At 67.0% G+C, this 13,508-nt stretch carries 13 protein-coding genes; 9 read left to right on the top strand and 4 right to left on the bottom strand.

Features of this window, described 5'->3' with window-relative positions:
- The first annotated feature begins 356 nt into the window (after positions 1 to 356).
- Positions 357 to 563 (top strand): hypothetical protein, encoded by a 207-nt coding sequence (locus E1832_RS03945; protein ID WP_133358429.1) that lies wholly within the window; start codon positions 357 to 359, stop codon positions 561 to 563.
- Positions 564 to 899: 336 nt separating this feature from the next.
- Here E1832_RS03945 and E1832_RS03940 read toward each other — a convergent pair whose 3' ends face one another.
- Entirely contained in the window at positions 900 to 2,585 is a 1,686-nt protein-coding gene (locus E1832_RS03940) for an NAD(P)H-hydrate dehydratase (protein WP_245513803.1), read from the bottom strand.
- Positions 2,586 to 2,733: 148 nt separating this feature from the next.
- Between E1832_RS03940 and E1832_RS03935 the strand changes: the two genes are divergently transcribed.
- From E1832_RS03935 to E1832_RS03920, 4 genes are all read left to right on the top strand, one after another.
- Positions 2,734 to 3,072 (top strand): P-II family nitrogen regulator, encoded by a 339-nt coding sequence (locus E1832_RS03935; RefSeq protein WP_133358428.1) that lies wholly within the window; start codon positions 2,734 to 2,736, stop codon positions 3,070 to 3,072.
- Positions 3,073 to 3,117: 45 nt separating this feature from the next.
- Positions 3,118 to 4,524 (top strand): type I glutamate--ammonia ligase, encoded by a 1,407-nt coding sequence (gene glnA, locus E1832_RS03930; RefSeq protein WP_133358427.1) that lies wholly within the window; start codon positions 3,118 to 3,120, stop codon positions 4,522 to 4,524.
- Positions 4,525 to 4,759: 235 nt separating this feature from the next.
- A complete protein-coding gene (locus E1832_RS03925) occupies positions 4,760 to 5,554 on the top strand; it encodes a lytic murein transglycosylase (protein ID WP_133358426.1) in 795 nt (264 codons plus the stop codon).
- Positions 5,555 to 5,759: 205 nt separating this feature from the next.
- Entirely contained in the window at positions 5,760 to 6,644 is an 885-nt protein-coding gene (locus E1832_RS03920; RefSeq protein ID WP_133358425.1) for a hypothetical protein, read from the top strand.
- 42 nt (positions 6,645 to 6,686) lie between these two features.
- Here E1832_RS03920 and E1832_RS03915 read toward each other — a convergent pair whose 3' ends face one another.
- Positions 6,687 to 7,451, bottom strand: coding sequence for a heme-dependent oxidative N-demethylase family protein (locus tag E1832_RS03915; protein ID WP_133358424.1), 765 nt, complete (start codon positions 7,449 to 7,451; stop codon positions 6,687 to 6,689).
- Positions 7,452 to 7,576: 125 nt separating this feature from the next.
- Between E1832_RS03915 and dddP the strand changes: the two genes are divergently transcribed.
- A complete protein-coding gene (gene dddP, locus E1832_RS03910) occupies positions 7,577 to 8,917 on the top strand; it encodes a dimethylsulfonioproprionate lyase DddP (protein WP_133358423.1) in 1,341 nt (446 codons plus the stop codon).
- Positions 8,918 to 8,921: 4 nt separating this feature from the next.
- On the opposite strand, the gene E1832_RS03905 is transcribed toward dddP, so the two are convergent.
- Positions 8,922 to 9,827 carry an endonuclease/exonuclease/phosphatase family protein gene (locus E1832_RS03905; protein ID WP_133358422.1) on the bottom strand — a complete coding sequence of 302 codons (906 nt, stop codon included), beginning with the start codon at positions 9,825 to 9,827 and terminating at the stop codon, positions 8,922 to 8,924.
- A gap of 96 nt (positions 9,828 to 9,923) precedes the next feature.
- On the opposite strand from E1832_RS03905, the gene E1832_RS03900 reads away from it, so the two are divergent.
- Positions 9,924 to 11,144 (top strand): bifunctional alpha/beta hydrolase/OsmC family protein, encoded by a 1,221-nt coding sequence (locus E1832_RS03900; RefSeq protein WP_133358421.1) that lies wholly within the window; start codon positions 9,924 to 9,926, stop codon positions 11,142 to 11,144.
- 108 nt (positions 11,145 to 11,252) lie between these two features.
- Positions 11,253 to 11,510 carry a DUF6455 family protein gene (locus tag E1832_RS03895; protein WP_133358420.1) on the top strand — a complete coding sequence of 86 codons (258 nt, stop codon included), beginning with the start codon at positions 11,253 to 11,255 and terminating at the stop codon, positions 11,508 to 11,510.
- 48 nt (positions 11,511 to 11,558) lie between these two features.
- Here the strand turns inward: E1832_RS03895 and E1832_RS03890 are convergent, their stop codons facing one another.
- Entirely contained in the window at positions 11,559 to 11,978 is a 420-nt protein-coding gene (locus E1832_RS03890; RefSeq protein WP_133358419.1) for a DUF6314 family protein, read from the bottom strand.
- Positions 11,979 to 12,120: 142 nt separating this feature from the next.
- Between E1832_RS03890 and purB the strand changes: the two genes are divergently transcribed.
- Positions 12,121 to 13,425: an adenylosuccinate lyase gene (gene purB, locus E1832_RS03885; protein ID WP_133358418.1), complete on the top strand. Its 1,305-nt coding sequence runs from the start codon at positions 12,121 to 12,123 to the stop codon at positions 13,423 to 13,425.
- The last annotated feature ends 83 nt before the right edge of the window (positions 13,426 to 13,508 follow it).

Below are 13,508 nucleotides of genomic sequence, written 5' to 3'. Positions count from 1 at the left end.
CTACGAATACATCTGTAAAATCTGGACATCAGACCCAGATCGATTCATCCTAAATCCGATCCACCAAATGCCGGGACTGAACACCTAGCGTCTTTGGCAGATCATGGGCTTTGTGACAGAGAACACTGATCTGCGATAGCGGCCATTGGCGCAACCGCAGCGAAAGCGCACTTGTCCGCCTTCCTGACCTTCGCTCCTGCTCGGATGCTGCAAGATTCACGAATGGCCGGTCTCGTGAAGCTGCGCTGCGGCGTCGGCACGACCGGTGAGTGGCCGGTATGGGCCGGTCGCGCCGTTCAGTTAGGCGCGGCGACCATGACTTTGCAAAGGGCGCTAGAAAAGACTTCCCAATCCAGTTGGATCAGCGTCAGAGGACTTCACCACTCCCTTCCTTTCAAGTTGAAATCGTCGTGGTCAAGGACGGCCTCAAGGCCGGAAAACATCAGGGCTGCCATCACATCAGCCCGAGAGATTTCCTTCCCGGTGCCCTTCAGGTGCCGCGCTTGGAGGGCCTCAAGGACAGCCAGATGGTCAGCCCGAATGCGGATGGAGACGTGCGGTGACTTATTCCCGCTCGTGGAGAGGTGACGCAGGCGGTGATCCGCGTCACTCAAAGTGGTGACCTGCACTACCGGAGTAGTCCCGTATGTGGAGCCATCTAGTCAGCCTGAAATCTGGGTTTATTTTTTGTTTCCGGGCAGTTACCGGTAGGCACATGCGGGGATTTCCCGTAGGTGGAGACGTTATTCCGAGAAATAGCCGACGAACCTAAATCTGGTGCGTCTACCAATTCCGCCACACCCGCACCCGGAGCGGCCCTGGCCGCACGTGCTGCGCCTCTTAGCAAAGCTTAACCCGCGATGCGAGGAAAAAACCACCGCTGCGGCGGTCGCGCGGCCCTAGACGCCCAGCGCGCGAAACACCGCCGGCAGCGCCTCGGGCAGATCCTCGGCGATCAGCCCGGGGCCGAAGCTGCGGGCCGCCTCCACATGCAGCCAGCCCGCTGTTTCCGCAGCCCCGAAGGGGGCAAAGCCGCGCGCCAGCAGACCCGCGACAAAGCCGGCCAGCACATCGCCCGAGCCCGCCGTCGCCAGCCAGGGCGCCGCGCGCTCATAGGCGGCCGCGCTGATCACGCAGCGCCCGTCCGGCGCCGCGATCACCGTGGCGGGCCCCTTGAGCAGGATCACGCAGCCGGCACGCGCCGCCGCCGCCCGGGCAGCCTCCACCCGGGACCAGGCCGGGCCGCGGGTCGCCGGCGCATTCAACCGCTTCGCCAGATCGGGAAACAGCCGCGCGAACTCGCCGTCATGGGGCGTCAGCACACAGGTGTCATGCAGCAGGCCGAACAGCCGCTCCGGCTCCTCAGCAAACCCCGTCAGCGCATCCGCGTCCAGCACCGCCGCGCGCCCTGTTTCCAGCGCCGCCGGCACCAGATCCCGCGCCCGGTCGAGGCCCAGCCCCGGCCCCAGGCAGAGCGCGTTGAGCCGCGCGTCCTCCAGCACCCGCGACAGCCCGGCGCTGTCGGCCACCCGCCGCAGCATCGGGGCGGTGATCTGACAGGCGACCTCCTGCTGCGCGCCGGGCGGCACCCCCAGCGTCACCAGTCCCGCCCCGATCCGCAACGCGCCGCGCGCCGCCAGCCGCGCCGCCCCGGTGCGCCCGGCACCGCCCGACAGGATCAGGGCGTGACCATGGGCGTACTTGTGATGACCGGCTGCTTTCGACAGGCGGGCAAGATCCGGCGCGGCCAGCCTCACCCCCGGCGGCTCCGGGATCGGGCCGCGGGCCGCTTCCCCGCTCCCCCCTGCACCCTCGTCTCCGGGCACCCGCGCCCCGCCCGACCGCCGTCGGGCGCCCCCCTCAAGGCCGATGCCTGCAACGACCAGCGCGCCACAGATGCGCGGCCCGGCGGCAAGGTAGTGGCCGCGTTTCGCCCGATGAAAGCTGACGGTCAGATCCGCCGGCACCGCCAGCCCCAACACCTGCCCGCTGTCGGCGCAAAGGCCGCTTGGAACATCGACGGCGATCACGCCCGGACGCGCGCCCAGTTCCGCCGCCGCCAGCGGGCTCAGCCGCTCTGCCAAGGCCCCCTCCAGCGGCCGGGACAGGCCGGTGCCGAACAGCGCGTCGATGATCCAGGTCCGGCCCGCCGCCGCGCCCGCCCCCCCGGCCGGCTGCGCCGCCGCAGTCTCCGGCCTGAACTCCGCCAGCGGGCGCACCGCCCCCAAGGCGCGCCACCGCTGATAATTCGCGCGGGTATCCGGCGACAGCGCCGCGGGATCACCGAGAAGGAACAACTCGACCTCCCAGCCCCAGCCCCGCAGCAGCCGCGCCACCACGAAACCGTCGCCGCCGTTGTTGCCCGGCCCGCACAGGACCACCGCGCGAAACCCACCCTGCGCCAGATGCGGCCATTGCGCGAACAGCGCCGCCACGACGCCCTGCCCGGCCCGCTCCATCAACTCCAGTCCGGTGACCGCGCCGCTGTCGATCGCCGCCCGTTCGATGGCGCGCATCCCGGCGGCGGTCAGCACCTCGGTCAGGGCGGGCCCCTGGTCGGTCGCGCCCTGCGTCCGGCGATTCATTTTTGTATATTTTTTGTGCGAATCGCTCAAAATTTAACCACGGCCCTCATTTCCGGTTCAGCCCCCCTTGCCGGTGGCCGGTATCCGATTGTGAGCACCATTTAGAAGTGATCTGACCCGTCGAGACAAGGTTGCGAGGAGTCCCCCGATGAAAAAGATCGAAGCCATAATCAAACCGTTCAAGCTCGATGAAGTCAAAGAGGCCCTCCAGGATGTCGGCGTCCAGGGCCTGAGCGTCATCGAGGTCAAGGGCTTTGGCCGCCAGAAAGGCCATACCGAGCTTTATCGCGGCGCCGAGTATGTGGTCGACTTCCTGCCCAAGGTGAAGGTCGAGGTTGTGCTGGACGACGATCAGGTCGACAGCGCCGTCGATGCCATCATCGCGGCCGCCAAGACCGACAAGATCGGCGATGGCAAGATCTTTGTCACCACCGTCGAACAGGCGATCCGCATCCGTACCGGCGAAACCGGCTCGGACGCGCTTTAACCCCACACGCAAACAGAACGACCCTACAGAAAAGGACATTGCAGAATGAGCAAGGATGCAGTTCTCCAGCTGATCTCGGAAGAAGGGGCGGAATATGTCGATATCCGCTTCACCGACCCGCGCGGCAAGTTGCAGCACGTCACCGTGATGGCGGACCAGGTCGATGAAGACTTCCTTGAGGAAGGTTTCATGTTCGACGGCTCCTCGATCGCCGGCTGGAAATCGATCGAAGCCTCCGACATGAAGCTGATGCCCGACACCGACAGCGCCTATGTCGATCCGTTTTATGCCGAGAAGACCATCTGCATCCACTGCTCGGTGGTCGAACCCGACACCGGCGAGGCCTATGAGCGCGACCCGCGCGGCACCGCCGAAAAGGCCGAGGCCTATCTGAAGTCCTCCGGCATCGGCGACGCCGCCTACATGGGCCCCGAGGCCGAATTCTTCCTGTTCGACGACGTGCGCTACGAGAACTCGATCAACAAGGTGTCCTACCAGGTGGATGCGACCGACGCGTCGTGGAACACCGACACCGAGTACGAGATGGGCAACATGGGCCATCGTCCGGGCGTCAAGGGCGGCTATTTCCCGGTCAACCCGGTGGACGAGGCGCAGGATCTGCGCTCGGAAATGCTGTCCACCATGAAACGTCTGGGCATGAAGGTCGACAAGCACCACCACGAGGTGGCCTCGTGCCAGCACGAGCTGGGCCTGATCTTCGGGACGCTGACAAAGCAGGCCGACGAGCTGCAGAAATACAAATACGTGATCCACAACGTGGCCCACGCCTATGGCAAATCCGCCACCTTCATGCCCAAGCCGATCGCCGGCGACAACGGCACCGGCATGCACGTGAACATGTCGATCTGGAAGGATGGCAAGCCGCTTTTTGCAGGTGACAAATACGCCGATCTGTCGGACGAGGCGCTTTGGTTCATCGGCGGCATCCTCAAGCACGCCAAGACGCTGAACGCCTTCACCAACCCGTCCACCAACAGCTACAAGCGGCTGATCCCGGGCTTCGAGGCCCCGGTTCTGCGCGCCTATTCGGCCCGCAACCGCTCCGGCTGCGTCCGTATTCCGTGGACCGAAAGCCCGAAAGCCAAGCGCGTCGAGGCCCGCTTCCCCGATCCTTCGGCCAACCCCTACCTGTGCTTTGCCGCGCTGCTGATGGCCGGCCTGGACGGGATCAAGAACAAGATCGACCCGGGCGAGGCGATGGACAAGAACCTCTACGACCTGCCCGCCGAGGAACTGGCCGACATCCCCACCGTCTGCGGTTCGCTGCGCGAGGCGCTGGAATGCCTGGCCGCCGACCACGACTTCCTGCTGCAGGGCGATGTTTTCACCAAGGACCAGATCGAGGGCTATATCGCGCTCAAGATGGAAGAGGTGGAAACCTATGAGCACACCCCGCACCCGGTCGAATACGGCATGTACTACAGCTGCTGATCGGTTTCCGGTCACGGCAGAAGGGCGCCCCCTGCGGGCGCCCTTTTTCGTTTCCGGCGCGGCTGCACGCCGTCGATCACCGGCGCCGGCCTCCCCCCCCCGTGAGGGGAACGGTTGGAGTGCGGGCCAAGCCGCATGCCGCCTGAGGCACGCCCGGGGCGCTGCGTTTCCCGATTGCCTCGCCGGCCCGGGCCGGGCAAGCTGCGGGAATTGTCCCACAGCCGGTTTCCACGCCATGAAATCCGTTCTCCTCGCCCTGCTGCTCGCCGCCCTCGCCCCCCTGCCGCTCGCCGCCGCGCCCTGCGGCAACACCGGCGCCGGGTTCGAGGCGTGGAAACAGGACTTCGCCGCCGAGGCCCGTCGCGCCGGCGTCGGCCCGCGCGGGCTTCAGGCGCTGGCACAGGCGCAATACGCCAGCCGCACCATCGCCGCCGACCGCAACCAGAAAAGCTTTCGCTACAGCCTGGACAAGTTCATGCAGGTGCGCGGCGCCGACACCATCGTGGCGCAGGGCCGCAAGCGCAAGGCGCGCCACCCCGACTTCTACGCCGCGCTGGAGCGCCTCTATGGCGTGCCCGCCGGCGTCCTGATCGCGCTGCACGGAATGGAGACCGCCTTTGGCGGGTTCATGGGCGACAGCCCGGTGGTCTCGGCAATCACAACCCTGGCCTATGATTGCCGCCGCTCCGAGTTCTTCGTGCCGCACGCCCTCGCGGCGCTGGAACTGGTCGACCGGGGCTCCATCACCGGAGCCACGCTGGGCGCCAGGCATGGCGAGCTGGGCCATACCCAGTTTCTGCCCGGCAATGCGCTGGCCTACGGCGTGGATGCGAACGGCGACGGGCGGGTGGATTTCTATGACATGTCCGACGCGCTGGCTTCGACCGCCAATTTCCTGCGCCAGAAAGGGTGGAAACCCGGGCGCGGCTATCAGCCGGGGCAGCCGAATTTCGCGGTGATCAGACAGTGGAACGCCGCCGGCGTCTACCAACAGGCGATTGCGATCATGGCCTCCCGCATCGACAGTTGAGTTCCTGAGGCGAAATCTACCTGACGGAGAATCGCCGCATTTGTGCCGCATTTCCCGGTCCGGGCGCGTAAACCCTTTGTTTTCCTACGGTCCCGCCCCGGATCCGCCGCGTCGGTGCCTCAGAGTTAATCGGTTTTCGACACAATTTCTCCTCGATCTGCCAATAATTTTAACGAAACGTTTTGACGGTATCGGAGGGTCCGCAGTGACGCGCGAAGGTTGGTATCACGGTGGCCTGGTCTATCTGGGCGCGACTGAGGGCGCGATCGAACGGTTCAGCCGGATCGTCGCCGGGACGCTGCAGGACTACGGTCACCAGGTGGATCGTCAGACCGTGCTGTCCGCCGAAGAGGCGCGCGTCGTCACCAGCCAGTATATCATCAAGCTCTCGCTTGAGACCGCCTCCTACAGCGGCCGCATCGTCGCCCACGAGCATATGAGCAAACAGCCCTCCCGGCCGATGCACCGGGTCGAGATTGCCCTGATGCCGGTGGCGCCGGGTGTCGAGGACCGCGATATCACCGAGCTGATGATGGTGGTGATGCTCTACCGCATGGTCGATGCCTACCCGGTCCAGCAGATCGAGTGGATGGATCCCGAAACCATCCTGTGCGTGTCGCAGTTCCTGGGCGCCTTCGCCAGCGTCACGCCACGCCGCGTGCACAGCCACGCGCAGATCCAGGGGCCGAAATCCAACCGCTTTGCCCCGGTCGAGGAGATGGAGGCGGACCTGTCCGAACAGGCCGAAATCATCGAGGCCGACGTCGTGTTCGAAGCCGAACAGGAGTTGTCGCTGCTCAGCGTCGAGGAATCGCTGGCGCTGGCCTTCCGCGACGACTCCGAAGACATGATTGATCCGGCCACCCCCGAGGAACAGGCCGAAAACGATATCCGCCGGCTCACCGCCTGGGGGATGACCGGAATGCTGGTGTTTCTCTCCGGTCCGGTGGCCCTCTCGATGGCCGCGGTCAACCTGGTCAAGGGCGAGGATTTCCGCCTCAATACCCATGTGCTGGCGCTGACCGCCTTTGTCGCCTCATTCAGCGGCTCGGGCCTGTTGAGCAACGCGCTGTCCTATCTGCCGGTCTGACCGCGGAGCGCGGCCGGATCTCGCCCCTGTCTCAGCCGGATCTCAGCCGCCGGCGCTTTCCAGATCATCGGTCCCAACCTGGGCATCGGCCCGCGCCAACACAAAGGTGTGGATCGAGAAGACCACCGCCCGGGTCCGCGGCAGCCGCAGCACGGATTGCCGCTCGCTGCGCAGATACTGGTCCGCCGCCGCCCGCCGGTGGGGACGCTTTTCGGCCTCGCGGCGCGGCTGGTGCAGATCGGGATCGTCGTACCATAGCGCGTTGAACCGCCACAAAGGCCGGCCCGGCTGCACCCCGTCGAACAGCCGCTGCACCCGCGCGGCGATATTGCCATCGTATTCCGGGACCGGCACATGGATGCGGATCAGCGGGTGCATGAATTTCTCCTCCAGCGTCCAGCTTGCCGGGAAACACAGCACGGCGGCAGTCAGCACGTGCTCCTCCGCCCCCTCGGGCTTTTGCAGGATGCACAGATCCTCTTGTACCAGCCGCCCCAGCGTGCCCATCGGATCGTTCCGGTCGATGTCGACCGACACCCCATCCGGACGCGTGACCGCATCGCCCGCCCCGGGATAGGCCCGCTCCAGCACCAGATCGAGCAGTTCTTCGGCCGCGGCCCGCGCGCCCTCGTCCATGGCCAGAACCGCCTCGCGGCGGTCGGAGAGCAGCCGATCGCGATAGGCCATCTGCCCGGCAAAGGCCTCATCGCGGATCAACCAGTCCTCCGGCGCCAGCGGCTGGATGCCCGGCAGCCGGTGGTGGTCGGAAATGTCATAGGGGATACGTGTCTGCAGTATCTCGGTCATGCCTCCGATTAGCACCCTGCCCCCGCCTTGTCGGCCCAAAAACGACCTGACCATGCGTCGCAGGCGGGACGGACGCCCAAATTCCCGGCTTTCAGACTGGATGCGAGACGACTGGAGGGCCGCCAATGAACCGGCACTACCGCGACAGCCGCAAGATCGACCCGAGCAGGGGCGCCACGCTGGGCGACGGCACCCCAAACGATCCCGACCGGATCGAGATCGGCCCGACCCGGCTGGCCTTTGCCGAATGGGCTGCGGCGGGGCTTGATCTGCCCGATCTGGCGGCAATGCGGACCTATCGCTGGCGGCGGCTGACCGACCATGTGGTCGCGCGCGGCTATGGCGGGCTGCTGATGTTCGACCCGCTCAACATCCGATATGCCACCGACAGCACCAACATGCAGCTGTGGAACACCCACAACCCGTTCCGCGCCGTGCTGCTCTGCGCCGACGGCTACATGGTGATCTGGGACTACAAGAACGCGCCATTCCTGTCCGCCTTCAACCCGCTGGTGGCCGAGGTGCGCTCGGGCGCCGACCTGTTCTATTTCGATCGCGGCGACAAGGTCGATGTGGCCGCGGACAGTTTCGCCAATGAGGTGCGCCGGCTGCTGGCCGAACACGCGCCCGGCGATCATCGGCTGGCCGTCGACAAGGTGATGCTGCACGGGCTGCGCGCGCTGGAGGCGCAGGGCCTGCGGATCATGGAGGGCGAGGAGGTCACCGAAAAGGCCCGCGCGATCAAGGGAGCGGACGAAATCCGGGCGATGCGCTGCGCCAGCCACGCCTGCGAGGCGGCGATGCGCGAGATGGAAACCTTCGCGCGGGTGAACGTCCCGCTCGGCCGGGCGTCAGAGGACGACATCTGGGCAGAACTCCACGCCGGGAACATCCGCCGCGGCGGCGAATGGATCGAAACCCGCCTGCTGTCCTCCGGGCCGCGCACCAACCCGTGGTTCCAGGAATGCGGCCCCCGCATCGTGCAGATGAACGAGATCGTCTCCTTCGACACCGACCTGATCGGCAGCTATGGCATCTGCGTCGACATCTCCCGCAGCTGGTGGATCGGCGACCGCAAACCGCGCCCGGACATGATCTATGCCATGCGCCACGCGCATGAGCACATCATGACCAACATGGAAAGGCTGAAACCCGGCGTGACCATCCCCGAGCTGACCGCCGGGTGCCACCGGCTGGACGACAGGTTCCAGGCGCAGAAATACGGCTGTCTCATGCATGGGGTGGGCCTGTGCGATGAATGGCCCCTGGTGGCCTATCCCGACACGGCGGTGCCCGGCGCCTTCGACTACGCGCTCGAGCCGGGCATGGTCCTCTGCGTCGAGGCGGCGGTCGGCGAAGTCGGCGGCGATTTCTCGATCAAGCTCGAGGATCAGGTGCTGATCACCGGCGACGGCTACGAAAACCTGACAACCTACCCCTTCGATCCGGCGCTGATGGGGGATTAGGCGCTCAGGGCGCGACGGTGACCCGCGCCAGAATGCCCCGGTGATCCGATCCCATCCGGTCCAGCACCTCGATCGTCCCGGGCCGCGCACCGCTGGCCAGAACGTGGTCGATCGCCACCCCGAACCCTCCATAGGGCAAGGCAAAGCTCGCCGCCTCGTGCCCCGCCCGCCTCGTGCCGCTGGCGCGCGCCACCCGGGCCAGCGCATCGGACCAGGCGACGCTGTTGAAATCGCCGCCGATCACCATCGGCCCCCGCATCGCGCGCAGCACCGGCCCCAGCCGGTCCAGCTGCGCCGCCTGCGGATGCGGCCAGGGCCAGCGCAGATGCAGCGACACCGCCCAGACCCGGCCCGCTGGCGTCTCCACCTGCAGCGCCGTCAGCCCATGGGCGCAGCGCGCGCTGCCCGGCACCGCGGGCCAGCGTGACAGCACCGCCGTGCCGCCCACCGCGCGATAGGCGCAATCATGCTGATAGGGGTATCTGTCCCGCAGCGCCGCCAGCACCGCGCGGTTGCGCGGGCTGACCTCCTGCAGGGTCACGACATCGGGCGACCGCGCGGCAATATCGGCCACCAGACGCCGCGGATCGGGCAGATTGAACAGCAGGTTCTTCTGATAGATCACCAGACCGGCCTGCGCCTCCACGCCCTCCGGTCCCGGTCCCGGTCCCGGCCACATCGCCCAGAGCCGCGGCAGCAGCGCCAGCGCCACCAGCGCCAGCCCCGGCGCCACCGCCCGGCGCGGCCGCCACAGCATCGCCAGCAGCAGCCCTGCCGCAACGGCCAAAGGCACCCGGAACACCGCCAGGCTGTCGCCCGCCGGATGCAGCGCCCCGCCATAGCCGGCGGCCAGCGCCGCCAGCGTCACCGCCGCAGCGGCCCAACCGATCCCGCGCACCGCTGCCGTCACCTGCCCGCCATCCTCAATCGCTATCCCGTGACCGGGGCTTGATAAAACCGCCACCGAAGCCCAGCCTTAGACCCGGACGGCACGAAAGGACAGCCCATGCCCAGCGAACGCATCACCTTCCCCGGTCACGACGGAACCGAGCTTGCGGCGCGGCTCGACCTGCCCGAGGGACCGCATCTGGCCACCGCGCTCTTTGCCCATTGCTTCACCTGTTCCAAGGACATCCCCGCCGCCCGCCGGATCGCGGCGCGGCTGGCGGCGATGGGCATCGCGGTGCTGCGCTTCGATTTCACCGGGCTTGGCCATTCGGCGGGCGAGTTTGCCAATACCGGCTTCAGCTCCAATGTCGCCGACCTGCTGAAGGCGGCCGAGTATCTGGGCGGGCGCGGCATGGCGCCGGCGCTGCTGATCGGCCATTCGCTGGGCGGCGCGGCGGCGATCCGCGCCGCCGGCCGGATCGACAGCGTCCGCGCCGTGGTCACGCTCGGCGCGCCGCATGACCCCGAACATGTGACCCATCATTTCGCCGATGCCCTGCCCGAGATCGCCGAAAACGGTGTCGCCCAGGTCGATCTGGGCGGCCGCGCCTTCTGCATCTCCCGCGCCTTCGTCGAGGATGTGCAGGGCGAACAGCTGGACAGCGCCCTGCACGACATGAAGGCGGCGCTGCTGGTCATGCACGCCCCCCGCGACACGGTCGTCGGCATCGACAACGCCGCAAAGATATTTCTGGCCAAGAAACACCCCAAAAGCTTTGTCACCCTGGACACCGCCGACCACCTGATCAGCCGCGCCGAGGATGCCGAATACGCCGCCGACGTGATCGCCGCCTGGGCCCGGCGCTATGTCGATCTGCCCGCCGCCGCGCCGACCCCGGGCGCCCCCGAGGGGGTGGTGCGGGTGACCGAGGTCGATCCCGAGGGGTTCCTGCAGGACGTGCAGTCGGGCCATATCCACCTGGCCGCCGACGAGCCGGCCAGCGTCGGCGGCACCGACCGGGGGCTCTCGCCCTATGGGCTGGTGGCGGCGGGTCTGGGCGCCTGCACCTCGATGACGATCCGCATGTACGCCCGCCGCAAGGGCTGGCCGCTCACCGACGTCAGCGTCGATATCAGCCACGACAAGCTGCACGCCGAGGATGCCGGCGACGGCGCGCCCGGCAGGATCGACCGCTTTACCCGCCGAATCCGGCTCGGCGGCGATCTGGACGACGACCAGCGTGCCCGGCTGCTGGAGATCGCGGACAAATGCCCGGTCCACCGCACCCTCAGCCACGGCGCGCGGGTGGACAGCGTGCTGGTCGGACCCGAGGGGTGAAACCTCACCCGTCGGCCACTCCCTTCGGAACTTGACGCAAATCAAGGCAGCCCGGGCCGAAGGGTGGGAACCTGAACGCATTCCCTCATATAGCGGCAGGAGATGGGCATGGGCTTTATTCGTCGACTTTCCAACAGCACCGACCTGATGCTCGGCATGGCCGAGCGTCTGGGCGTGGACCTTGACGCGGCAATCTCGCAAGACCCCAGGCAGGGGGCGCTTCAGGTCCGGTCAATGGCCCTGCGTTGTTCGGGCTGCGCCAACCAGAGCGGTTGCGCCGAGCTGCAAGGCCGCTGCGATCACCTCGACGCGGCGCCGGACTATTGCCGGAACAAGGATTTCATGGAGCGCGCGGTCAACGCCTGACCATCCTGCGCCCGGTCCGGCGGCATGGCCCGCCTGTCGGCGCAGCGTTCAGCCGGCGTCCGGCAGCGGGCGGTAGTGGCCGGTCAGGCGATAACCCTTGCGCGGGCCGCGCACCGTCCAGGTGACGCGGAACTCCGGCCAGTCGTCAAATTCGTACCGCGCCTCATATTGGTCGGGGGCGCACCAGTGCGCGCTGTCCCCGCCCCCCGGCGGGACGGCGTGAAAGAACCGCCCGTCCTCGAACCAGACCGTCAGATCCGCGCCCCAGCGATAGCGCCGCTCTGCCTGCATCGGCGGATGCCCGCCCAACGTCAGCTGCCCGCTCTCGACATAGAGCGCGCCCTCTCCCGCCGGCGTCCAGCGGGCCTGACCGAGGAACCGCCCCGTTCGCCCGCCGGCCTCTTCGATGCGCCGGTCCAGCGACCAGAGGCCCAGGAAATCGCGCAATTGGCGCGTCGCGCGCGTCATGTGTCCTCTCCCCCGTCCGGGCGCAGGCCCGCCGATGCCCCGGCTGTCCGTCCGCTTGGCGGGCTCCTGCCTTGTCGTCGCGGGCGCCGCGGTCTATGAGGCACCCTGATCCCCGCCTAATCATACAAAGGTGACGCTGCCAATGATCCCCCGCTATTCCCGCCCCGAAATGGTCGCCATCTGGTCGCCCGAGACCAAGTTCAAGATCTGGTACGAGATCGAGGCCCACGCCTGCGACGCGCAGGCCGCGCTGGGGGTGATCCCGAAGGAAAACGCCGAGGCCGTGTGGAAGGCCAAGGACGTGGAGTTCGACGTCGCCCGCATCGACGAGATCGAGGCGGTGACCAAGCATGACGTGATCGCCTTTCTCACCCATCTGGCCGAACATGTGGGGTCTGAAGAGGCCCGCTTTGTCCACCAGGGCATGACCAGCTCCGACGTGCTCGACACCACGCTGAACGTGCAGCTGGTGCGCGCCGCCGACATCCTGCTGGCCGATCTGGACAAGGTGCTCGCCGCGCTGAAGACCCGCGCCTATGAGCACAAGAACACCGTGCGCGTCGGCCGCTCGCACGGCATTCATGCCGAGCCCACCACCATGGGCCTCACCTTCGCCCGGTTCTATGCCGAGATGGACCGCAACAAGAACCGGCTGGAAAAGGCCCGGTGGGAAGTGGCGACAGGGGCCATCTCCGGCGCGGTCGGCACCTTTGCAAATATCGACCCGGCGGTCGAAGAGCACGTCTGCGAGAAACTTGGCCTGCGGCCCGAGCCGATCAGCACCCAGGTGATCCCGCGCGACCGCCACGCCATGTTCTTCGCCACCCTCGGCGTCATCGCCTCCTCGATCGAGAACGTCGCCATCGAGATCCGCCACATGCAGCGCACCGAAGTGCTGGAAGGGGCGGAATTCTTCTCGATGGGGCAAAAGGGCTCCTCGGCGATGCCGCACAAGAAGAACCCGGTGCTGACCGAGAACCTCACCGGTCTGGCCCGGCTGGTACGCATGGCCGTGATTCCGGCGATGGAGAACGTGGCGCTCTGGCACGAGCGCGACATCTCGCATTCCTCGGTCGAACGCGGCATCGGGCCGGACGCGACGATCACGCTCGACTTCGCGCTCAACCGTCTGGCCGGCGTGGTCGAGAAAATGCTGATCTTCCCCGAGAACATGCTCGACAACATGAACAGGTACCCGGGGCTGGTGATGAGCCAACGGGTGCTGCTGGCGCTGACCCAGGCCGGCGTGTCGCGCGAGGACGCCTATTCGATGGTGCAGCGCAACGCCCTCAAGGTCTGGGAGGACCGCGTCGACTTCCGCGAGCAGCTGCTGGCCGACAAGGATGTGGTGGCCGCCCTCGGCGTCGATGCCATCAACGAGAAATTCGACATGGAGTATCACACCAAACATGTCGACACGATCTTCCGGCGGGTGTTCGGCGAGTAAACCTGCCGCACAGGCGGGAGGCAAACCGCGCCCCGGCCCGGCCGGCGGCGCGGTTTTTCTTTGACCGCGGGCCGTGCCGGGTT

Origin of the sequence: Antarcticimicrobium luteum, assembly GCF_004358185.1 — a bacterium.
GTDB classification, from domain to species: domain Bacteria; phylum Pseudomonadota; class Alphaproteobacteria; order Rhodobacterales; family Rhodobacteraceae; genus Antarcticimicrobium; species Antarcticimicrobium luteum.
Note: the sequence above shows the minus strand (reverse complement) of the source record. Positions and strands in the feature narration are given on the sequence as shown.